We start from the raw sequence: 21,010 nt of genomic DNA, 5'->3' as shown, positions 1-21,010 counted from the left end.
AGGTTTGCCGCCCTCTTGGGCGCGCGCAACATGATCGTCATGTCTCTTCGTCCCGTTTTCAAAAATCGTCGAACCGCGTGTCGCGGTGGCGGGTAGATAAGCGCAGCCGCGTCAGTATGCAAGCGCCAACGCGTATGGTCCGGGCATTCGCCGGTTCCTGTTGCCAAGCTGCAACGCGCTGTTGGTCAGTTGCGTCTGACCGGCCGAAAAGAAAGTCAGGCGCATCCCGGGATGCGCCTGATGCCTGTTTCACGTCTTGCGTCCGGTCTCGGACACGCCCGTCAGAGATCCTTTGCAGCGGTCGACCGGATCTTCTTCCAGTTCTCTTCGGCCTTGGCGATGGTTCCGGCTTCGTCCTTCTGGAACGCCTGGAAAATCTCCTCGTTCAGGAAGAGATAGAGCTTGTCGTCGACGATGGCGGCGTATTGCGGATCACCGTCGAACTTCTTGCCGACGGAGACACCGAACGTGCAGAAGCCGCCGTTCTGCGGCAGGTAGGCCGCCGGATCGGCGGTGAACCTGTCCATGCTTTCCTTCGACGAGAAGTAATAGGCAACACCATCGTGAACCGCGGTGTGATTGGCCGCGCCGTCGATCCGGTTGCCGAGATTGACGAATGCGACCGGGTCGACACCGTGCATGCCGAGCGGGGCTCCGGCAGCGGTCAGGCCGTTGGACGTGTTGTATTCGTCCGCGGCAAAGCCGGGGCTGGAGAGGGTGGCGACGCCAAGCAACGCGGCGGCAATGAGTGTCTTTGATAGGGGCATGTTGTTTTCTCCTTGTCTGGATCTGAGGTCTGTGTGGCTGGTCCGTGTGTCAGCCGTGATCACCTTGCGTTCAGAGCATTGACAGATCCATGCGCGAAACATCGTCTGAATTTGCAGATCGTCCGGGACGGGGCTCAAAATGAAAAACACCGGCTAATGGCCGGTGTCTTTCCGATCGCGGTTCCGGGAGGGACAGGTGCAGCTTGAATGGGTCGTCTTCAAGCCGCCTGCGGTGCGCCGGTCTCGGGTTTGTGCAGGGAGACGACCGCGAGGACCGCGAGCGCGTTGACGACATAATAGGCGAAATCGATCCCCTTGAAGCCGAGCACGAATGGTGCTGCCAGGAAAACGACACCGACCGCGAAATCGACGATCAGGTGGAACGAGTAGGGCAGGATCCGGATCAGGCCGGTTTCGTGGTCGGTCAGGATGGTCAGGATCAGCGCCGCGAAGCCAGTCGTGACGGAAAGCCAGAAGGCGAGCGGATTGGACTGGCCGAGACCCAGCAGCATCGGCAGTGCGATTAGGCCGAGGGCAACCGGATAGTCGAGATAGGCGTGAATGGTCTTGGTGACAAAGCGGATGTTCATGTCGTGCTCCTTCATTGGGACGGATGGGAGGCGTGTGCCCTATGAGCCTCAAGATGATCCGAGCGTCGTGATTGTTCCATGCACGAAAGTCCCCCAAAATCGACTGATCGTCCGCCGGACTTGCGGTACGGCAGCAGAAACCGCAAAAAGGGTTCAGGCCGACATTCGAGATGAGCAGACATGAAGAACGATGCCCTTAGCCAGATCCTGGATGCCCTGAAGCTGCGCGGATCGATCTACTTTCACACGAACTTCTCACCGCCCTGGGCGGTCGCCGTTCCGTCCTTCGGCCATGTCGCCCGGTTCCACATGGCGATGCGCGGTGCCTGCTGGCTGAAGGTCGAGGGCCACGCAGCGCCGATCTATCTGGCAACCGGCGATCTGGTGGTGATCCCGCACGGGGCCGCACACGTCCTGTGCGACGACCTGGGGCGGGAGGCAACAAGTGTCGATCAGGTCCTTCAGGAAACCGGGTATACGGGCGAGGGGGCGCTCTACTATGGCGGACCGGAAGAGGAACAAAGCTGCAAGCTGTTTTGCGGGCATTTCGAATTCGAGGACGGCTCGGTTCATCCGATCCTCGATGCGCTGCCGCCGGTCATCCATGTTCCCAACACCGAGACATTGAACGCCCACTGGCTGGAGACGGTCATGCGCTTCGTTGCCAGCGAAGTGCGCGCGAGCCTGCCGGGCTCCGACGCCATCGTGCACCGGCTGACGGAGATCATCTTCATCCAGGTGGTGCGCACCTTTGTCGATCAGGAGGGCGACCGGGCAGGCTGCCTCGCCGCCGTGCTCAATCCGAAGCTGGGACGTTCCATGTCCCGGATACATTCAGCGCCCGAACAGCCCTGGACCGTTGAGACACTGGCGCGGGAGGCTGGTATGTCGCGCACCGTCTTTGCGGAACGCTTTACCGATCTCGTCGGCATGACACCGCTGGCCTATGTCACGCACTGGCGCATGGAAAAGGCTCGCCGGGACCTGCGCGACACGGACCTGCCGCTGATCGATATTGCGGAAAACATCGGCTACAGCTCCGAGGCCGCCTTCAACCGCGCGTTCAAGCGCCAGTTCAACCAGACACCCGGCCAGATGCGGCGGTTGGGGGCACCTCTGGCAGCGGAGCCGGTCTAGTGGCTTGCGCCCCAACGTTATTCCGGAGCGCACAGGGCGGCTGTTCGGAAACTGTGATCTTCCACTTTACATAGGTTTCGTCATTCCGGACCAGTGCAGCGTCAGCTGCGCGCCGATCCGGAATCCAGATATGAGCGGGAGCGGAGCGACCTCAATTTCGTCTGCAGCGATAGCCGCGCTTTCAGCGCGAAAGATGTCTGGATTCCGGACCAGTGCAGCGTCGCTGCGCTTGTCCGGAATGACGCTGGTGGCGACCGGGCAAGGTGTAGGGATTTCAGAGGCTTTCCAGACACACGAAAAAGGGGGCGGAAAATCCGCCCCCTGGAGATCCGCGTCGTGACCGGCGGGTCAGCCGATGATGTCGTTCAGGGTCGCGCTCGGGCGCATGACGGCGTCGACCTTGGCCTGGGGGGCGTGGTAGTAGCCGCCCGTGTCGGCCGGGGAGCCCTGAACGCCGTTGAGCTCACCGACGATCTTGTCTTCGTTGGCGGACAGCGCCTCGGCGATCGGCGTGAAGTGGGCCTTCAGATCCGCGTCCTTGTCCTGGACGGCCAGAGCCTGTGCCCAGTAGAGCGCGATGTAGAAGTGGCTGCCGCGGTTGTCGAGGCCGCCGACGCGCCGCGCCGGTGACTTGTCGTTGTCGAGCAGGCCTTCAATGGCCGTGTCGAGCGCATCGGCCAGGACCTGTGCCTTGGCGTTGTCCTTGGCGTTGGCAAGATGCTCGAGCGACGCGCCGAGCGCGCAGAACTCGCCAAGCGAATCCCAGCGCAGGTAATTTTCCTCCTGAAGCTGCTGAACATGCTTCGGGGCAGAACCGCCGGCGCCGGTTTCGAACAGGCCACCGCCGTTCATCAGCGGCACGATGGACAGCATCTTGGCAGACGTGCCGACTTCCAGGATCGGGTAAAGGTCGGTCAGGTAGTCGCGCAGGACGTTGCCGGTGATCGCGATGGTGTCCTCGCCACGGGCAATCCGCTCGGTGGAGTACCTGGCCGCCTCGGTCGGCGCCATGATCTTCAGATCGAGACCGGACGTGTCGTGCTCGGGCAGGTAGGCATTGACCTTCTTGATCAGCTCCGCATCGTGGGCGCGCTTCTCGTTCAGCCAGAAGACGCCCGGCATGCCGGAGAGGCGCGAACGGGTGACACCGAGCTTGACCCAGTCGCGGATCGGGGCGTCCTTGGTGCGGCAGGCGCGCCAGATATCGCCTTCCTCGACCTCGTGCGAGAGCAGCGTGTTGCCGGCTTCGTCAACGATGCGCATGACGCCGTCAGCCGGGGCCTTGAAGGTCTGCGGGTGAGAACCGTATTCCTCGGCCTTCTGGGCCATCAGGCCGACATTCGGCACCGTGCCCATCTTGGCAGGGTCAAGCGCCCCGTTCTCGCGGCAGAAATCGATCACGGCGGAATAAACGCCGGCATAGGAGCTGTCCGGAATGACGCATTTGGCATCGTGTTCCTTGCCGTCCGGACCCCAGCCCTTGCCGCCTGCGCGGATCAGGGCCGGCATGGAGGCGTCGATGATGACGTCGGAGGAAACATGCAGGTTGGTGATGCCCTTGTCGGAGTTCACCATGTAAAGGTCCGGGCCGCTCTCGAGCGCTGCCTTGATGTCGGCTTCCACTTCCGCGCGCTTGTCGGCGGCAAGGCTCGCGACCTTGGCTTCCAGGTCGCCGAGGCCGAGATCCGGGTTGACGCCGAGTTCGGCAAAGGTCGCGGCATGTTTTTCAAAGACATCCTTCAGAAACGCTCTGACGCAGTGGCCGAACAGGATCGGGTCGGAGACCTTCATCATGGTGGCTTTCAGGTGCAGCGAGAACAGCACACCCTGGGTCCTGGCGTCCTCTATTTCCTTCTCCAGGAAGGTCTTCAGCGCCTTGACGCTCATGAAGGTCGCGTCGATGACGTCGCCTTCTTCCAGCGGCCAGTCGGCTTTCAGCACGGTGAGGTCACCACCCTTGGCGTCAAACTCGATCTTCGCGGTGCCCGTGGAGACAGCCGGGACGGTGACCGACTTTTCGTTGGAGAAGAAGTCGTTCTCGCCCATCGTTGCCACGTGGGTCTTGGACGCATTGGACCAAGCGCCCATGCGGTGCGGATTCTTCTTGGCGTATTCCTTGACTGCCTTGGGCGCGCGGCGGTCGGAGTTGCCTTCGCGCAGCACCGGGTTCACGGCGGAGCCCTTGATCGCGTCGTATTTCGCCTTGACGGCCTTTTCTTCCTCGGTTGCCGGGTCTGCCGGATAATCGGGCAGCTTGTATCCCTGCGCCTGCAGTTCCGCGATCGCGGCATTGAGTTGCGGCTGGGAGGCGGAGATGTTCGGCAGCTTGATCACGTTGGCATCCGGCTGCTTGACCATCTGGCCGAGTTCGGCAAGGTCGTCGGACTGCTTCTGGTCGTCGGTCAGGTATTCGGGGAAATTCGCCAGGACACGGCCTGCAAGCGATATGTCCCTGGTGCCGATGGTAAGCCCCGCTGCCTTGGTGAAGGTGCGGATGATGGGCAAAAACGAGGCGCTTGCCAGCTCGGGCGCTTCGTCGACCTTGGTGTAGATGATATCGGCCATGGTGCTCACATTTCCCAGTGTTCGATGTGTTCGACGGGTGCTCGCCAGGGGCGGGATCGGGCCCCCGGGATCGGAATTTCGCCTAGCGTATACAATTGTACGCAATCAAAAGCCAGCCCTTCGAAAGACAAAGGCTGTTGATCGGCCACGTTCTAGCAAACAGGCGGGAAAAGGCAATTGGGGAGGGGCAGGCATTCCAACCACCTGGACGTCATTCCGGACCAGCGCAGCAACAGCTGCGCGCCGATCCGGAATCCAGACGTATTTCGCGCCGAAGGCGCGGCTTATCATAGTGGTCTTGAGAAGGGTGTTCGCTTCGCTCACGCAGAATTCTGGATTCCGGATCCGCGCTCGGCTTCGCCTCACTTGTCCGGAATGACGGCGGGGGAACGTCGCACACTCCTTCGTCATCCCTGACGCAGCGCAGCGGAGATCCGAGAGCCAGTACACCGCAAAGCTTCAGTTCCAGGCAAGATCTGCGTTTACTGGTTCCCTGCCTGAGTTTACGCCCGCGAAAGCGGGTGCAGGGATGACAAGGCTGGGGGAGGCAGGCTCTGCAATCGCATCGTCGTCATTCCGGACCAGTGCAGCGACAGCTGCGCGCCGATCCGGAATCCAGATGTACTTCGCGCCGAAGGCGCGGCTTATCATAGTGGTCTTGAGAAGGGTGTTCGCTTCGCTCACGCAGAATTCTGGATTCCGGATCCGCGCTCGGCTTCGCCTCACTTGTCCGGAATGACGGCAGGGGAACGTCGCACACTCCACCGTCATCCCGGGCGCAGCGCAGCGGAGATCCGGGAACCAGCACACCGCAGCGCCTCAGGTCTTTACAAAGTCTTGCGTTTACAGGTTCCCGGCTTGCGCAGGGATGACAAGGCGGGGGTGTGGGCGTTACGCGCCTGCGAGGTCAGTTGTCGAAAGGCCAGGAGTGTTTCAGGTAGATGTATTGCAGCGCCGTCATTCTGGACTGGCAAGCCACGATTGCCGGGCCGCCTCCAGTGCCGCCGCCCCATTGCGAGTATTCGTAGTCGCATGTCCTGTCGCGATAGGTGATCCAGGCCCTTTGCATGTCGCGCAGAGCCGGCAGGATCAGCGGGACGGTCGCACCGATTTCCTTCATTTCCCTGTCGTTGGCCTCGGCCTTCTTGACGAGTGTTCCGTAGACTTCGTTGAGCTTCCTGTCCCAGAACTCGGCCTCCCTGCCGCCGCAGGCGACCATCCCGACCGTGGTGCCGCCGAGGTCATTGGCGTTCTGGCAGGCCTGCGAGGCAAGACCGATGCAGCCCTGGTCCTCACGCGCGGTTGTTGACGCCTGAAGACAGGCTTCAAGCGGTTGGTCTGAATACCTGACGTCCTGCGCCTCAGCGCTCAAGGCCCACGCGGTGCTCAGACAGAAGAGGGCCAGAAACTGCGGTTTGAACATGCGAGGCCTCCGGAATGGTTTCTGCCGGGGAGCAGTGGTTATTGCGCCCGGCCGGTGCTGGGACGTCAGTCTACGGAGCAAAGCCACGAGTTGTGAAGTCCCGTCGTCATCCCCGGCGGAGCGCAGCGGAGATCCGGGAGCCAGTACACTGCAGCGCCTCGGGTTTGTTCAAAGTCTTGCGTTTACTGGATCCCTGCCGGAGTTTACGCCCGCGAAAGCGGGTGCAGGGATGACAAAATGGGAGAGGGGCCAGGCAACGCAATCGCCTCTACGTCATTCCGGACAAGTGCAGCAAAAGCTGCACGCCGATCCGGAATCCCGAAATCATCTCGCGCCCGTGGCGCGGCATCTTCCAAAAAACAGATTTAGGAGTTCGCTTCGCTCACGCTGATCTCTGATAACCCGTTCAAGCCGGGCGCAGGTTCCGGATCTGCATTCGGCAGGGCCACACTTGTCCGGAATGACGGAGCTTTGCTCCTATTGTCCTCCAAGGATGGGCTGCAAAAAAACGGCGCAGTTTTTTCGCCAGGTATTGGCACGACCATGTCCATGGTGGATATTGCATTCCGTCTCGCGAAACAGAAAACCCGGCAAGACAACTGTGTGTCCTGCCGGGTGATCCGGAATTGAAGGTGAGGTGCCTAGTGCGGTGAATTTGAAGTTCGCATCATTGCTGCAGCAGTCTGCGAAGCGAACTTCAAATTCGTAAACCGCACTAGAAACATAGACTTGCTAGTCACCTTCTTGAATCTGAAGTTCGTTCGAAGCCCGCCGCAACAGGAGTCGAACTTCAGATTCAGGTGCCTAGCGGCCGCTGACGGCGTCGGCAAGGGCCGGGAAACGCACGATCTTGTAGGTGCCGAGGGATGCATCCTCACCGCCGTTCAGAACCGGAGAGCGGTGCAGTTCGTTGATGGTCGCATAGACGTAGCCGTCCGCGCCGATCGAGAAACCGTCCGGCCAGGGCAGATCCTCATCGGACTGGAACAGGACCTCGTAGCTGCCGTCGGGCCTGGTGACACCGATCGCGTTGTCCGTCATGGCGGTGATGTAGACATTGCCGCCGGTGTCGACTGTCGAGCCGTCCGAGATCGGCTTGTCGCCGTACCGTTCGACCCGCTCGGCAAGGTCCTCGTCGGTCAGCTCTTCGTTCAGAAGATCCGCGGTACGGACGCGGTACATGGCGCTGGCCGTCATCGGGGCGAAATAGACCCAGGTGTTGGTCGGGTCGACCGTGATCGGGTTGACGCCGATCTTGGCCGGATTGCCGCCGAGCAGGATCTCGCGCCCGTCGATCACCATGGGCGTGTCTTCCGGGGTCGTGAATTTCGAGCCTTCCAGAACGCGGCGCGACCGGCCGGTTTCAAGGTCGACGACGATCAGGGCCGAATTCGCCCCGTCGCCCGTGTCGGAAATGTAGATGGCCTCGTGATCGCGGTCGACGGCGAGGTCGTTCAGGAACGATGTCGGCCGGGCGACCGGTGCGCCGATATAGTGGATCGCATGCAACTGCTCGGTTTTCGTGTTCCAGCCGACGACGCGGCCCGTCTGGTTCTCGCCCTGACCGTCCAGCATCCAAAGGATGCCGTCCCGGTCCGCGCGCAATCCGAGAACACCCTTGAGGCCGTCACCGTCTTCCTGCGGCGCGCGCGCCCAGGCTTCGCTCGGATAGGGCTTGGTTGAGCCGTCCTTCATCACCTCGACGACACGCAGTTCCGGGCCGTAGAACTCGTGAACCGACATGAACATGCGGCCGTCCGGTCCGATCGCCAGGTTGCCCGGCGGCATGGATTTGTCGAAGTCGAGATAGGTTTCGATACCGTCCGCTGCGGCCGGGATGATCAGGGCTGCGCTGAGACCGGCGGCTGCCAAAAAGCGTTTCATGGGCTCCTCCATATGTTGATGTGGAGGGTTTAATTGTTCTAGATTTCGAACAGAACTCCCTGATTTTCAAAAGCAGCGTTAGAAAAAATCGAATGTACAGCATCGCGGACCTGCAAACCTTCGTCACTGTCGCGAGAACCGGCGGCATCACCTCGGCAGCCGGCCAGCTCGGCATTTCGACGGCGACCACCAGCCACCGGATCGCAAAACTGGAGCAGGCGCTCGGCATCACCCTGTTCCACCGCAATAGCCGGACCTTCCGGCTGACGGACGAAGGGCAGATTTTTCTCGAACGGGTCGATGTCATTCTCGATGACCTGCAGCAGGCAGAGATGGAAGTCGGCAGCGGCACGGCGCGCCTGCGCGGTCATTTGCGGGTGACGATGTCCCCCTGGATCCTGTCCCGGTTCATCATGCCGGTTCTGGGCGAGTTTCGGCGGGCCAATCCCGACCTCACCATCGAGTTCCTGGCCGTCGACCGCTTCGTGCCGCTGGTCGAGGAGGCGCAGGATTGCGCGATCCGGGTCGGACAGTTGGCGGACAGCGCGCTGGTCGCCCGGAAGCTCAGCGACAATGACCGGATCGTCTGTGCATCGCCGTCTCTCCTGGAAACGACGGGCGAACCGCGATCGGTGGACGATCTCAGGGACTGCCCCTGGGTCTGTCTTCCCTGGCAGACCCGTTTCGACGTCAATGACGCGAAGGGCCGCAAGCGTCCATTCACGGTCAGCAGAAGCATAGCGGTGTCGAATTCCGACATGTTGACAGCCGGGGCGGTGGAAGGGCTTGGCATCGCCGTGAAATCGCGCATGGCCGTCAAGGACGAACTGGAAAAAGGCACGCTTGTCGAAGTCCTGCCGGGATGCCTGCATGCGCCGGAAGCGCCCGTGTGGTTTGTGTTTGCAGCCGAAAGCCGGTCTGGCCGCAAGACCAAGGCCTTTCACGAGGTTGCCAGGCGGGCCTTTCGCCGATGATCTTTCCTGCTTGTGCTTTTCATTTTTCCAAGGAGGCGCTAAACCCCGCGTCATGAGCAAGAATGCAAAAATCAGAGACGAAGCCCGGGCCGTCACGGCCAGGCCTCCCGCCGTGATCCTGTGCGAACCCCAACTCGGGGAAAACATCGGCACGGCGGCGCGGGCAATGGCGAATTTCGGCCTTGTCGACTTGCGGATCGTCAATCCGCGTGACGGCTGGCCGAGCGAAAAGGCGCGGGCCGCCGCCAGCCGGGCAGACCATGTGATTGACAATGTCCAGGTGTTCGAAAGCGTTGAGGCTGCCATTGCCGATCTGCAATTCGTCTATGCAACGACGGCGCGGTCGCGGGAGGTGCCAAAGCCCGTTCGCGGCCCAGGCGAAGCGGCACAGAAGTCGGTGGAATTCGGCGAAAAGGGCCATGCGACAGGGTATCTTTTCGGCCGGGAGCGCTGGGGCCTCAACAATGACGAGGTGGCGCTGGCCGACGAGATCGTCACCCTGCCGGTCGACCCGGATTTCGCATCGCTGAACATTGCCCAGGCCGTTCTTGTCTGCGCCTATGAGTGGCGCAAGACGGCAACGTCCGGCGCGCTTCCCTTCATCCTGTCGGAAGAGGAGCATCCGCCGGCGAAGAAGGAAGATGTCCTGCGCTTTTTCGAGCACCTGGAAGGAGCGCTCGACGAGGTGACATTCTTCCGGCCGCCGGAGAGAAGGCCGCACATGGTGCGCACGCTTCGCAACATTTTCCAGAAGGCGGAGCTGACCGAGCAGGAAGTGCGGGCGCTGCGCGGCATCGTCGCGTCGCTGGAAAAGCGCGAGCCGCGGCCGCGCAAGGATCGTGGCGGTGAGGGACGTGGAGACTGAAGATACACTCCCGCGCCGCGATCGCCCGGTGCTGATCTTCGATTCCGGTCTCGGCGGCCTGACGGTCCTGCGTGAGGCGCGCTACCTGCTGCCCTACGAAACCCTCCTCTATGTAGCCGATGACGCCGCCTTTCCGATCGGCCGCTGGGCCGAAGACGATCTCAAGGCGCGTTTGCTGTCGCTGTTTCAGGAACTGATTGCGCACCACCGGCCGAAGGCGGTCGTGATCGCCTGCAACACGGCGTTTACGCTTGCCGGCGAGGCTCTGCGCAAGGCCCATCCGGAAACACCCTTCGTCGGGACCGTCCCTGCGATCAAGCCGGCTGCGGAACAGACGTCCTCAGGCCTGATTTCGGTGCTGGCGACCCCCGGGACGGTACGCAGAACCTACACGCGCAGCCTGATCGACAGCTTTGCCAGCCAGTGCCACGTGCGTCTGGTCGGTTCCGACAAGCTGGCGGAACTGTCCGAACGGCACCTGCGCGGCCAGGAGGTCGCGGACCAGGAGCTCGTTGCCGAGATCTCCGATTGTTTTCTGGAACGGGACGGCAAAAGGACGGACGTCGTGGTGCTCGCATGCACGCACTACCCGTTTCTGACGAACCGTTTCCGCAAGATTGCCCCCTGGCCGGTCGACTGGCTGGATCCGGCTGAAGCCATTGCGCGTCAGCTTGTCCGGGTCCTGGAGGGAAACGCCGCGCATGCGCCGTCCGGTGCGCTGGACCGGGCCGTGTTTACCTCCGCCCCAAAAGATCCGGCGCTGATGCGCCTGCTGGCGGGATTCGGGCTGACGCTCTAGGGGACGGCTGCATTGATGAGTCCGTGCGCTAGGCGGCAAGGCTCTTCACGGCGATGCCGTCGTCGGAGCGTTTGGCCGCAAGCTTGAGACTGCTGATCTCGTCGTTCAGCGCATCGGGATGCATGGTCAGTCCCCTGGACAGGCTGAGGATCGAGATGGAACACTGCAGCAGCGGGAATTGCCGGGTCGTGCCGAAACGGTCCTGTGCTTCCATGAAACCCTGTTCCCGGTGAACGGGTTCGTAAAAACTCTCCACGTCGTCCCGGAAAGCGCGCTTGAGGGCGAGCAGTCGGGACGCGACATCCGTCTGGTCCATCTGCTGAAACCCGGCAAAGAAATCGTCTCCGCCGACGTGGCCGTGAAACGTGCCGGTGCCGGAGACGTGCCGCTGCAGCAACTCGCTGAACAGGATGATCGCGCGGTCACCCTGCTTGTAGCCGTAGGTATCGTTGAAGGGCTTGAAGTTGTCGAAGTCGAGGTAACAGAGATGACGCTCGTGGGCCCCCTTGCGGGCAGCTTCGGCAATATAGCGCGTGACAGCGCTGTTGCCGGGAAGGCGGCTCAGCGGGTTCTGGTCCTGGGCTTCCTGAAGGCGCTTTTCGTGAATGATCTTCAGGAGCGACGTTGCCGACAGGAAACCGGCATAGTGAAAGTTCTCGGTCAGGATGATGCCGTCGGAGTTGATCGACGAGGCAAATGTTACGAGCAGCATGTCGGCGTTGGAATTGATGTCGGCGATCGGGCAGGCGCGGACGAAGGGTCTTATCGGCGCCTCCAGATCAAGCTGCGGCTTTTCGTCGGTGGCCGCGCCGGAATAGAGGTATTTCTTCAGATCCCGTTCGTGAACAAATCCCCGCGGCTCCTGGTTGTCGTCGACGACCGGGATCGCGTTTCCCTCCTGGTTGTGAACAACCATGTCCAGCAGTTCACCCATGGAGGCATGCAGATTGATTGTCGGCAGCTGGATCAGTTCGCTGCGTATCCTGTCTTGCTCGCTGCGCTTTTTCAGACCGGCCTCGGGCCGTCTCAAATGCTCGTAAAACAGCTTCACGGAGGCGGGTCTGGAAATCGGACCGGCCACGAATGCGCCTTGAACCAGGTCGCAGCCGATTTCACGGCAGGCCTTGAATTCCCGCTCTGTTTCCGCGCCCTCGGCAATGACGCGCGCGCCGAGCACGTGGGCGAGGTTCGCCACCGTCGTCACGAAGAGTTTCCGGCGCGGATCGCTGTCGACATTGGCGAGAAAAAACCGGTCGATCTTGACGTAATCGGGCGACAGATCATGCAGCATGCGCAGCTCGGAGGATGCCTGGCCGAACTCCACCAGGGCGATCATGAAGCCTGAGTCGCGCAGATCATCGATGGCATGTTCGACGCCGTCCGCCACCGTCTGCCGGTGACGTTCGGAAAAGGCAATGCAGATCTGGTGGGTTTGCAGACCGGCGGCGACAACCTTGGCGGAAAACGTGCTTCCAGGATGCTGCTGGTGTCCGAGATCCCGTCCGTCCAGCTTGAAGAAGAGTTTTGTCCCTTGCGCAATGCGGAGTTTCTTGAAGCTGGTCAGAACCTTTTCGAAGAGCAACGTGTTCAGTTCGGGCAGCAAACCCTTCCTGAACGCGATTTCAGTCAGCTCTTCGTAGGTTCCGACATGGGGTCCGTCGACGATCTGCGGCTGGGCATCATAACCGTAGACGACGCCCGTACCTATGTCGGCAATCGGCTGAAGCAGGAAATTGACCTGGTTGCAGCAGTCGTCAGCGGATTGCAATTCGCTTGCCGAGCTGCCCAGGTCCTTGTCCTGCGGAGGGTTGATATTGGCGTGCATGTCGGATCCTGGAAACAGGCCAGAGGCGCAAGAGCCCTAATTTTCGTAATGTCATGCCCTCAATTGTCACTGATATTAATATCCATGGTTGCAGGGCTGATTGCATAGTGAAAAATTGCAATTAATTTTTCCTAAATGTATGCATTGTTTTTCCGTAACGGCGGTTCGCGTTTAAATTAAGTTAATTCAAGCGTTTGATATCGATTGTCTTTCGTTGAATTTTTTTCTGGCCATCTGGCAGAAAAGTGCCTCGTTTGCGTGCTGTCCGGCGTTAAATTTGCGGCGAATCTGTGTGCTGTGCTGCGATTTGCGCGATGCCGGAGCGCATGTGCACGGCGCTGATGCCAACGCGCTTCGGCGATCCCTGGCCCATACGGAGCGACCTTCGTCGAGGTAAGGACGGCGCAGGCGAAGCATCGGCGTTGACATTTGCGGGTGATCGCTGTATCTCCCGCGCGGTCCGGCGGGTTTTGCCTTCCGGATCTACGCACCCGTGGGTGTTCAGCTGGCGCCGCTTGTTGAACCCCTGTCGATCCGGGCCAAAAGGCGTATGCCTTGGGTCAGGATAAAGGAGGGCGCGTTTCCTTTTAGAACAACAACGCGAATTCAAAGGAAACCGCGATGTCAAAGCGCCACAGCGTTAAATACAAACTCGACCGCCGGATGGGCGAAAACATCTGGGGTCGTCCGAAGAGCCCGGCCAACAAGCGTGAATACGGCCCCGGCCAGCACGGCCAGCGCCGCAAAGGCAAACTGTCCGACTTCGGTGTTCAGCTCCGCGCCAAGCAGAAGCTGAAAGGCTACTACGGCAACATTTCCGAAAAGCAGTTCCGCAAGGTCTATGCCGAAGCGTCCCGTCTGAAGGGCGATACCTCGGAAAACCTGATCGGCCTGCTGGAGCGCCGTCTCGACGCGATCATCTACCGCGCCAAGTTCGTTCCGACCGTTTTTGCTGCCCGTCAGTTCATCAACCACGGCCACATCAAGGTCAACGGCAAGCGCGTCAACATCCCGAGCTACCAGCTGCGTCCGGGTGATGTTGTCGAGATCCGTGAGCGCTCCAAGCAGCTTGCACTGGTTCTGGAAGCCGTGCAGTCCGCAGAGCGTGACGTTCCGGACTATGTCGATGCCGACCATGCCAAGATGACCGCAACCTACAGCCGCGTTCCCGCGTTCGCTGACGTACCGTATCCGGTGCAGATGGAACCGAACCTGGTTGTCGAGTTCTATTCGCGCTGATCAGCGCCGAATACGGTTCAAGAGAAGCCCGCCGTTTGGCGGGCTTTTTCTTTTTTCACCTTGTCCGCCGGGCAGCCGTTCAATGCAGCGCGGTTTTCTGCCCGTCGAGGGTTTCGATCGCGACGGTGGCAGCCCCCCGTTTGTCGCCGGACCGGTGAATGATATGCCCCTCGTTCCTGTGCTGAAACTCCAGCACCGTATAGGGGCGCTGCCACAGCCACTCGCGGTTTTCGACCGCATCGACATCCGGAACGGGCAGGGTCTCTTCGGTGAATGCGAAGAAATACAGGCAGAAATCGAGATCGGGCACATCCTGGCGTGACAGATAACGCATACCGAGTTCGTCCCGGCAGGTTCTGAAATCCGTGTCCAGATCGTCGGTGCGCAGCGTGATGAGGCCAAGGCGTGCCCCGCCGCCAAGGGGCAGAGCATCGTTGCCCGGGCAGGTCAGGTCGTTGCCGTCGAACGTGTGCTGGATCAGTTCGATCGTGTGGCCTTCCGGATCGGCCAGATGGCTCATATAGGCGATGTCCCGAAACTGGTTCGGAGCGGTGACCTGTATCCCCCTTGCACTGAGTTGCCGGTAAGCGCAGTCCAGGTCCGGAAGCGTGATGGCGATCTTCCAGTAGCGGTCGCTTTGACCTGGCTGAAAGGGTGCAGCGCCGGAACATGGCAGGAACTCCAGCCGCGCACCTTCGCCGCCATAGCCGACGGCAAGGGAAGGGACAGTCTCAATGCACGTCATGCCAAGAACCTCGCAGTAGAATGCGGCGAGGCCGGCCGGATCTGCAACGTTGAGGGTGAGGGTGGCGATTTTCGGAAGTGGCATGCTGCGGCGATCTTTGTCCTGACCGGGCAAGGATGCCCTGCGGTAACCGGCCGCACAAGATGTTTCGTCTGGCGGTCCGGTCACTGTTTCTCGGGGAGGCGGAACGTTTCCCGCCAATGCCTACCGTCTTCCGTCACCGAAGACATACGCGCCTTTCAAGGGGATATTCGCGTTCGAAGGCGCGGCACTCCGCTGTGTCAGCAAGCGCCCGTCTTTATCAGCGCCGTTGCGCTGGAGGATAGAGCTGCGGTCGCCGTTTTACCCTTGTTGCTGAAGGTCACCAGGGCGCCTTCGATTTCCGATCCGGAAACGGTGATCTCGCGCCCGCCGGCCGTGTCGTCGACGTCGATCGTGAAGGCGATTTTTGCGCCGGGCTGCAGGTCGGCGATGGACAGGGTGATCTCGCTGTCACCATCCTTCACGGGCGTGACGGCTGCCAACGACTTCGACCCGTTGACGATTTCGAACGGCTGAAAGACCTCCACACCGGCGCCGGAACCGGTTGTGTCAAAGATAAGACCCGCTTTTGACCCGGAGATGTCCAGGACAAGCTTTGAAGCGCTGATCGGGCAGCTCCCGACGTTTTCGAACGTGAACCTGTCCTTCGGTGCGCCTTCGTCGAAGCGGATGGATATGTCGGCAACGGCGGATGTGGTCATGAATGCCGTGAACACACATGCGGCGACACATCCCGTGCTTCGCGTGATCGTTCCTCTGAAGTTCATCTGATCCCTTCCTCTTTCGGTCATCTCGGTTCCTGTTTTCAATTCCCTCCTGATACGCAGCGAGGCCGCGGGCGGTTCGAGAATTCGTGAAAGCTGAAGGGTTGGGGTGAAAAAATTAAGTAAGTCAGTAACTTGAAGTGAAAGGAAACTCGTGCAGCGTGAATGCCACGCGGCGTTGCATGAAAAACGGCAGGCGTGAAGCCTGCCGGGTTTCGTCTCAGCGTCCGCGATTGAAGGCGCACACAGTGGGCTGGCCGCCCCGGTGCCTGCGTGCCGTCAGATGTCGTTGCGCGGTATTCTCAACAGCTGGCCCGGAAAGATCACGTTCGGATCGCTCAGGATGTGCCGGTTCGCTTCGAAGATCGGCTGAAAATTCGAGTTTCCATATTGTTGCTGCGCAATCTGGGAAAGGGTGTCACCCGACTGGACCGTGTAAGGCTGCCAGCCTCCGTAACCGGGTAGGATCTTCGGTCCGAACAGCACAGGAATGACGACGGATGGACCGTTTTCGTTGCCGGTGTCGTCCGCCAGCGTCAGGAAGAGCCTGTTGAGCTGGAACGTGTTCGTGTCGGGTATGTCGATCGAGGCCTGGAACTGCCGGAGGCCAAGCGAGCCGACATTGGTGAAGGAGGAATATTCATCATGCCCTTCGGACACGCGGATGGTGAGTGTCCCTTCGAATGCAGCGGCGTTGCCCGCTATCATGATCGTCGAACCGACAAGATCGAAAGGCTGTGGCTGCTGAATGTCGAGTGTAACCGTCATTTCGAAACCCTCCCGTACCGCACTGCCCGAACCGGAAATGTTTCTTCACGGGCAGGCTGCGAAAAGCGTACACCGCCACTGCACTGCCTGAACAGATGCAACTTTACATACAACCTGAATGAGAAAACCGCGCAGGAAAGACAATTTTTCCTGAATCGCTAGATGGTTGAGTGTATGTATTTACAAATCACTTGATTAATTGCTTTAATATCTTAATTACTTCATTAAATTAAATAAATTACCTTAGGTCATCTTCTGGTTGTTCATTAGGTTGAATTTAATTTATCGGCATTTGTTCGTTGAATTGACTGATTTTTGGGCATAGCCTGACGTGGTTTATTTGTCACTTGTCGTATTGCGGGTCGCTCCCTTGGCAGAAGTCGTCGTTCTGATGTCCGCCGCGCTTTTCTCGGATTTGCAAGGAGAAAGGCTGACCAGGGCTGACGCGATTGAAATCGCGTCGGAAAGCAAACAGCGCAATGCGCGTTCCAATTTTGATCTGGCAACGCCCAATCCGGAGGCGGGTGACAGTTATTTCGTCACATTTTTTCTGGACGAACAGGCCGGTGATTTTGCTGAAAGCATCAAGAAATTCGACGGAGTTTTATCCGTCTATGTGAAGCCTGATATCGGGCTTCCGTAATTCTGCCGGCCGGTTCGTCTTCCATGCAGGAGGAAACACCATGGCCAGGAAGACACGGAAAGTATCTGCACCACAGGGGCGCCACCCTGAACTGATCGCGCTTGCCAAGCCGGATGTCGGATTGCGCGTTGCGGGCGCGAGTCTGCGGTCCCTCGGCGGCTCGAAGACAACAAAAGCGGAAAAGGCGTTCAAGAAACACAATTGTGTCGCAACACCCCTGTTCGGCCCGTCCGAAGAACGCGTGGATGCGGCCGTTGCGGCACAGGCGCCGTCCGCGATGGCACCGCTGGAAAATCTCTCCGGCTTCTACAAGCTGTCCGCGCCGGATGCGGATCTTGAGGATCTGCAGAAAGAGCTTCTCGACAATGACATATTCGAAGCCGTCTATATCAAGCCGCCCGCGGAATTGCCCGAGGAGGCACCTGACGTCTCCGGCGCCATGAATGCGATGGTTGCGGTGCCGGACGTTCCGCCGCCGGCAACGCCTGACTTCATCGCCCGGCAGATCTATCTGGACCCGGCACCGGCGGGCGTCGACGCGCGCTGGGCATGGAGCCAGGCCGGAGGGCGCGGCACCGGCATCCACATCACCGACATCGAAGGGGCGTGGCGCTTCAGCCACGAAGACCTGATCGAGCGCCAGGGCGGCGTTGTCGGCGGGGTGGAGTTCAACGACGTGAGTTGGCGCAATCACGGGACCGCGGTCCTGGGCGAATACGGCGGTGACGAGAACCCGTTCGGTGTCACCGGAATTTCTCCCGAGGCAATCTGCACGGCGGTTTCCCACCGCACGCTCGGGTCGGCCGGGGCGATCAACCATGCGGCCGCGCGGCTGGGTGCGGGCGACATCCTGCTCCTGGAAATGCACCGGCCGGGGCCACGGCACAATTTTCAACTGAGGCCGGACCAGCGCGGTTACATCGCTGTTGAATGGTGGCCGGATGATTTCGCTGCCATTCTGAACGCTGCGCGGCGGGGCATCATCGTGGTGGAAGCTGCCGGAAACGGCGCCGAAGATCTCGACGACGCCCTCTACGAAACACCGGGCTTCGGTTTTCCGGCCGGATGGACCAACCCGTTCCGGAGGACCAACCGGGATTCGGGAGCGATCGTCGTGGGGGCGGGTGCGCCGCCTCCCGGTACCCATGGCCGCAACCACGGGCCCGACCGGTCGCGGCTGGGCTTCTCCAACTACGGTGCACTTGTGGACGCGCAGGGCTGGGGCCGGGAGGTCACGACCTGCGGCTACGGCGATCTGCAGGGCGGCACCGACGAGGATCTCTGGTACACGGATACGTTCTCCGGAACATCAAGTGCATCGCCGATCGTCACCGGTGCGCTTGCCTGCGTGCAGGGCATGGCGCGTGCCAGAAACAGGCCCGTGTTCACGCCTGACGAGCTCAGAAACGCGCTTCGCACGACCGGCAGTCCGCAGCAGGATGCGCCCGGACGTCCGGCAACGCAGCGTATCGGCAACAGGCCTGACATTCCGGCGCTTGCGGGTGCGCTCTTCGGCGTCGGCGGCAATCGGCGTTCCGTCGCCTTCCGCCGCGAGGTCGAACGTTGGCGGCCTCTGGAAGTGCGCGCACTGATTGATATCAGCCCGCAGCTGGTGGCTGCCCATTCGACCTTCGTTATGCAGCAGGCGCTTGTGTCGGCGCAGCCGCTGCGGGCCGATGCGGACGGCATCCTGTCGAAAATGGCGATCCTGTTCCGGGTCTCGTCGCTTGCCGGCCAGGCGGTCGAAATCGCGGGTCCCGTTGGCGGGTCGCGGTATCGCTGGTGGGGCAGTATCGCGTCGGACGCTCTTGGCCGCATTTTCGTCGATGAAGGCTATTCATCCACCGGAAGCGACAATTTCGACCTGATCGCCGAGATCAGGGGTGTCGACACGCGTTTTGCCTTCGACACCGTCGCCCAGCGTTACCGCGCGGTCTGAGCCGAGAAGGCGGCGCTGCCCGGACCCACAGCAAGGCGGTGCCGCCGGCATCACCCATCGCACAAGAGAAGGCCTGCCTTCGGACAGGTCTTTTCAAGTCCGGCCTGTTCGGCTAAATCAGCGCGACACCTGACACGTCCTGCTGCCCGGGCCCTTGCGATGAATGACATAACCGATACCAACACCACGGATGTGCCGGCGCTCCTGCGAAACGTGCCGTCCAGCGTGGAGTTCAAGAAGCTGCGCAAGCGTCTGCTGCGGCAGGCGCGCGAGGCGATAGACGATTTCGGCATGCTGCCCAAGGATGCCTCGCAGCAGAAAAGACCCAAGTGGCTGGTTTGCCTGTCCGGCGGCAAGGACAGCTACACGCTGCTGGCGGTGCTGATCGAACTCCACTGGCGCGGATTGCTGCCGGTGGATCTGGTCGCCTGCAACCTGGACCAGGCGCAGCCGGGGTTCCCGACCGATATTCTGCCGAAGTTCTTCGAGGAAAACGGGATCGAGCACATCATCGTGCGCGAGGATACCTACTCCATCGTGACCGACAAGATCCCTGCACATCAGACCTATTGTTCGCTGTGCTCGCGTCTGCGGCGCGGCATTCTCTACCGCATCGCCCGCGAGCAGGGCTGCGAGGCAATCGTTCTCGGTCATCACCGGGAAGACATTCTCGAAACCTTCTTCATGAACCTTTTCCACGGTGGCCGTCTGGCGTCCATGCCGCCGAAGCTTGTCAATGATGAAGGCGATCTGCTGGTCCTGCGTCCGCTTGCCTATTGCGCCGAGCGCGACATCGCGAAGTTCGCCTCGGGCATGCAGTTTCCGATCATACCGTGCAACCTGTGCGGCTCCCAGGACGGGCTGCAGCGCGAAGAGGTGAAGCGGATGCTGCAGGGCTGGGAAAAGCAGTCACCGGGCCGCCTTGGTGTCATGGCGAGAGCACTCGGCCGTACGCGTCCTTCGCATTTGCTCGATCGTGCCCTCTACGACTTCGTCAATCTGCGCCCGTCGGATCGCGCGGCAGGGGACGAGGCCGGAGAGGCGGAAGAACCCTGCGGCGCCAGTCTCGCCATGACGGCAAAGCTGTTTGCCGCCGAGTGATCGCGGGCAGGTGACGTGCCCTAGGTCTACCCGTTCCCGGCAAACAGCCTTCGCAGCCAGTTCTCGACGGTTCGGGCAGCCGGTTTGCGGGGCCGGTCCGCGTCACGCTGCAGCAGGTAGTGGGTCTGGACGGAAGGTATCTTCGCCTCGAACGGGATGACGAGCCGGCCGCTCGCGACAAGGCTCATGGCGACGCGTTCCAGCAGCAATGCGACTCCGCTTTGCGCGGCCGCCAGTTCCACCGCAGTCAGTGACGTGTCGACAGTGATTGTCGAGGTGTCCGGAGGAGTGTCAAGGCCGACAGCGTCGAAATAGCGAGACCAGTGGTCGTCAAATCCAAGCGTGTGAATTCTATCAATTTCAATAAGATCTGATGGTTTGTTAATCTTTGTTTTTAGGTCCGGGTGGCAAACGGGGACAATGAACTCCGTACCCAGGGAGTCTGCACGCATGCCGGGCCAGTTGCCGTCGCCGAGGCGGATTTCGATATCAATGCCGGTCTCAAGCACCGTATTTGCCCAGATCGCGGACAGGAGCCGGATCTCGATGTCCGGGTGCGTTTCGCGAAAAGCCGGCAATGCGGGCGCGATCAGCAGCACGCCTTCGGAAATGGGGGCACGGATGGTCACGGAACCGGTCGTCCGGTTGCCGAAGAGGCCTTCGGTCGAGACCGCCAATTCCTGGAACGCCTTGCGTACGGCCGGCAAATAGGCCCTGCCGCTCGCGGTCAATTCGATCTTGCGTGTCGTACGTTCAAGCAGCTGATGTCCGAGCTGGGTTTCGAGCGCGCTTATGTGCGTGCTGATCGCAGCCTGCGTCAGTCCGAGTTCGTTGCCCGCCGCGGTGAAGCTGCGCAGGCGGCTGGCAGCTTCGAAACTTCTGAGCCAGAGCAGGTTCGGGAGGGCTTGCATGCGTTATTTGATAAAAAATTACAGGCAAT

At 60.7% G+C, this 21,010-nt stretch carries 18 protein-coding genes; 8 read left to right on the top strand and 10 right to left on the bottom strand.

The genetic code is table 11. The features are described 5' to 3' along the window. Nucleotides 1-281 precede the first annotated feature (281 nt). Both ACO07N_RS25685 and ACO07N_RS25680 read right to left on the bottom strand, forming a co-directional pair. Nucleotides 282-767, bottom strand: coding sequence for a YHS domain-containing (seleno)protein (locus tag ACO07N_RS25685; RefSeq protein WP_421983721.1), 486 nt, complete (start codon nucleotides 765-767; stop codon nucleotides 282-284). Between the two features lie 218 nt (nucleotides 768-985). Continuing rightward, complete coding sequence (locus ACO07N_RS25680) at nucleotides 986-1,357, bottom strand: SPW repeat domain-containing protein (RefSeq protein ID WP_421983720.1); 372 nt, start codon at nucleotides 1,355-1,357, stop codon at nucleotides 986-988. 180 nt (nucleotides 1,358-1,537) lie between these two features. On the opposite strand from ACO07N_RS25680, the gene ACO07N_RS25675 reads away from it, so the two are divergent. Further along, nucleotides 1,538-2,494 (top strand): AraC family transcriptional regulator, encoded by a 957-nt coding sequence (locus tag ACO07N_RS25675; RefSeq protein WP_421983719.1) that lies wholly within the window; start codon nucleotides 1,538-1,540, stop codon nucleotides 2,492-2,494. Between the two features lie 348 nt (nucleotides 2,495-2,842). Here the strand turns inward: ACO07N_RS25675 and ACO07N_RS25670 are convergent, their stop codons facing one another. From ACO07N_RS25670 to ACO07N_RS25660, 3 genes are all read right to left on the bottom strand, one after another. Next, nucleotides 2,843-5,068 (bottom strand): NADP-dependent isocitrate dehydrogenase, encoded by a 2,226-nt coding sequence (locus ACO07N_RS25670; protein ID WP_421983718.1) that lies wholly within the window; start codon nucleotides 5,066-5,068, stop codon nucleotides 2,843-2,845. Between the two features lie 898 nt (nucleotides 5,069-5,966). After that, a complete protein-coding gene (locus ACO07N_RS25665; RefSeq protein WP_421983717.1) occupies nucleotides 5,967-6,482 on the bottom strand; it encodes a lysozyme inhibitor LprI family protein in 516 nt (171 codons plus the stop codon). 804 nt (nucleotides 6,483-7,286) lie between these two features. Continuing rightward, nucleotides 7,287-8,366, bottom strand: a complete 1,080-nt coding sequence (locus ACO07N_RS25660) for an L-dopachrome tautomerase-related protein (RefSeq protein WP_421983716.1) — start codon at nucleotides 8,364-8,366, stop codon at nucleotides 7,287-7,289. Nucleotides 8,367-8,458: 92 nt separating this feature from the next. Between ACO07N_RS25660 and ACO07N_RS25655 the strand changes: the two genes are divergently transcribed. Genes ACO07N_RS25655 through murI form a run of 3 tightly spaced genes read left to right on the top strand, consistent with a single transcriptional unit; the run spans nucleotide 8,459 to nucleotide 11,004 of the window. Then, the gene (locus tag ACO07N_RS25655; RefSeq protein WP_421983715.1) at nucleotides 8,459-9,340 is read left to right on the top strand and encodes a LysR family transcriptional regulator; all 882 of its coding nucleotides are present in this window, start codon (nucleotides 8,459-8,461) and stop codon (nucleotides 9,338-9,340) included. Between the two features lie 52 nt (nucleotides 9,341-9,392). Continuing rightward, on the top strand, nucleotides 9,393-10,205 hold the full coding sequence (locus tag ACO07N_RS25650; protein ID WP_421983714.1) for an RNA methyltransferase: 813 nt from the start codon (nucleotides 9,393-9,395) through the stop codon (nucleotides 10,203-10,205). Further along, complete coding sequence (gene murI / locus ACO07N_RS25645; protein ID WP_421983713.1) at nucleotides 10,195-11,004, top strand: glutamate racemase; 810 nt, start codon at nucleotides 10,195-10,197, stop codon at nucleotides 11,002-11,004. Before ACO07N_RS25650 ends, murI begins: the two co-directional genes overlap by 11 nt. A gap of 28 nt (nucleotides 11,005-11,032) precedes the next feature. On the opposite strand, the gene ACO07N_RS25640 is transcribed toward murI, so the two are convergent. Then, a complete protein-coding gene (locus ACO07N_RS25640) occupies nucleotides 11,033-12,829 on the bottom strand; it encodes an EAL domain-containing protein (RefSeq protein ID WP_421983712.1) in 1,797 nt (598 codons plus the stop codon). Nucleotides 12,830-13,450: 621 nt separating this feature from the next. Between ACO07N_RS25640 and rpsD the strand changes: the two genes are divergently transcribed. Then, nucleotides 13,451-14,068 (top strand): 30S ribosomal protein S4, encoded by a 618-nt coding sequence (gene rpsD, locus ACO07N_RS25635; protein WP_421983711.1) that lies wholly within the window; start codon nucleotides 13,451-13,453, stop codon nucleotides 14,066-14,068. 79 nt (nucleotides 14,069-14,147) lie between these two features. Here the strand turns inward: rpsD and ACO07N_RS25630 are convergent, their stop codons facing one another. The 3 genes from ACO07N_RS25630 to ACO07N_RS25620 all read right to left on the bottom strand — a co-directional run bounded on the left by ACO07N_RS25630 (nucleotide 14,148) and on the right by ACO07N_RS25620 (nucleotide 16,387). Beyond that, nucleotides 14,148-14,897 (bottom strand): VOC family protein, encoded by a 750-nt coding sequence (locus ACO07N_RS25630; protein WP_421983710.1) that lies wholly within the window; start codon nucleotides 14,895-14,897, stop codon nucleotides 14,148-14,150. A gap of 197 nt (nucleotides 14,898-15,094) precedes the next feature. Further along, nucleotides 15,095-15,622, bottom strand: a complete 528-nt coding sequence (locus ACO07N_RS25625; protein ID WP_421983709.1) for an aggregation factor core — start codon at nucleotides 15,620-15,622, stop codon at nucleotides 15,095-15,097. A 276-nt stretch (nucleotides 15,623-15,898) separates the two neighbouring features. Then, a complete protein-coding gene (locus tag ACO07N_RS25620; RefSeq protein WP_319382766.1) occupies nucleotides 15,899-16,387 on the bottom strand; it encodes a LysM peptidoglycan-binding domain-containing protein in 489 nt (162 codons plus the stop codon). Nucleotides 16,388-16,757: 370 nt separating this feature from the next. Between ACO07N_RS25620 and ACO07N_RS25615 the strand changes: the two genes are divergently transcribed. The 3 genes from ACO07N_RS25615 (at nucleotide 16,758) to ttcA (ending at nucleotide 20,070) form a co-directional block, all read left to right on the top strand. Then, a complete protein-coding gene (locus ACO07N_RS25615; protein WP_421983708.1) occupies nucleotides 16,758-17,030 on the top strand; it encodes a hypothetical protein in 273 nt (90 codons plus the stop codon). A gap of 40 nt (nucleotides 17,031-17,070) precedes the next feature. After that, nucleotides 17,071-18,969 (top strand): S8 family peptidase, encoded by a 1,899-nt coding sequence (locus ACO07N_RS25610; protein ID WP_421983707.1) that lies wholly within the window; start codon nucleotides 17,071-17,073, stop codon nucleotides 18,967-18,969. Between the two features lie 159 nt (nucleotides 18,970-19,128). After that, entirely contained in the window at nucleotides 19,129-20,070 is a 942-nt protein-coding gene (gene ttcA, locus ACO07N_RS25605) for a tRNA 2-thiocytidine(32) synthetase TtcA (protein WP_421983706.1), read from the top strand. A gap of 26 nt (nucleotides 20,071-20,096) precedes the next feature. On the opposite strand, the gene ACO07N_RS25600 is transcribed toward ttcA, so the two are convergent. Next, entirely contained in the window at nucleotides 20,097-20,981 is an 885-nt protein-coding gene (locus ACO07N_RS25600) for a LysR substrate-binding domain-containing protein (RefSeq protein ID WP_421983705.1), read from the bottom strand. Nucleotides 20,982-21,010: the final 29 nt, after the last annotated feature.

Source organism: Roseibium sp. (assembly GCF_965229775.1).
In the GTDB taxonomy this organism is placed as follows: Bacteria; Pseudomonadota; Alphaproteobacteria; order Rhizobiales; family Stappiaceae; genus Roseibium.
Note: the sequence above shows the minus strand (reverse complement) of the source record. Positions and strands in the feature narration are given on the sequence as shown.

Bases quoted from the DNA above. Each gene is read 5' to 3' on its own strand.
- ACO07N_RS25680 (WP_421983720.1), bottom strand. From the start codon at position 1,357: ATGAACATCCGCTTTGTCACCAAGACCATTCACGCCTATCTCGACTAT.
- ACO07N_RS25610 (WP_421983707.1), top strand. From the start codon at position 17,071: ATGGCCAGGAAGACACGGAAAGTATCTGCACCACAGGGGCGCCACCCT.
- rpsD (WP_421983711.1), top strand. From the start codon at position 13,451: ATGTCAAAGCGCCACAGCGTTAAATACAAACTCGACCGCCGGATGGGC.
- ACO07N_RS25630 (WP_421983710.1), bottom strand. From the start codon at position 14,897: ATGCCACTTCCGAAAATCGCCACCCTCACCCTCAACGTTGCAGATCCG.
- ttcA (WP_421983706.1), top strand. From the start codon at position 19,129: ATGAATGACATAACCGATACCAACACCACGGATGTGCCGGCGCTCCTG.
- ACO07N_RS25600 (WP_421983705.1), bottom strand. From the start codon at position 20,981: ATGCAAGCCCTCCCGAACCTGCTCTGGCTCAGAAGTTTCGAAGCTGCC.
- ACO07N_RS25665 (WP_421983717.1), bottom strand. From the start codon at position 6,482: ATGTTCAAACCGCAGTTTCTGGCCCTCTTCTGTCTGAGCACCGCGTGG.
- ACO07N_RS25625 (WP_421983709.1), bottom strand. From the start codon at position 15,622: ATGAACTTCAGAGGAACGATCACGCGAAGCACGGGATGTGTCGCCGCA.
- ACO07N_RS25660 (WP_421983716.1), bottom strand. From the start codon at position 8,366: ATGAAACGCTTTTTGGCAGCCGCCGGTCTCAGCGCAGCCCTGATCATC.
- ACO07N_RS25640 (WP_421983712.1), bottom strand. From the start codon at position 12,829: ATGCACGCCAATATCAACCCTCCGCAGGACAAGGACCTGGGCAGCTCG.
- ACO07N_RS25675 (WP_421983719.1), top strand. From the start codon at position 1,538: ATGAAGAACGATGCCCTTAGCCAGATCCTGGATGCCCTGAAGCTGCGC.
- ACO07N_RS25620 (WP_319382766.1), bottom strand. From the start codon at position 16,387: ATGACGGTTACACTCGACATTCAGCAGCCACAGCCTTTCGATCTTGTC.
- ACO07N_RS25685 (WP_421983721.1), bottom strand. From the start codon at position 767: ATGCCCCTATCAAAGACACTCATTGCCGCCGCGTTGCTTGGCGTCGCC.
- ACO07N_RS25655 (WP_421983715.1), top strand. From the start codon at position 8,459: ATGTACAGCATCGCGGACCTGCAAACCTTCGTCACTGTCGCGAGAACC.
- ACO07N_RS25650 (WP_421983714.1), top strand. From the start codon at position 9,393: ATGAGCAAGAATGCAAAAATCAGAGACGAAGCCCGGGCCGTCACGGCC.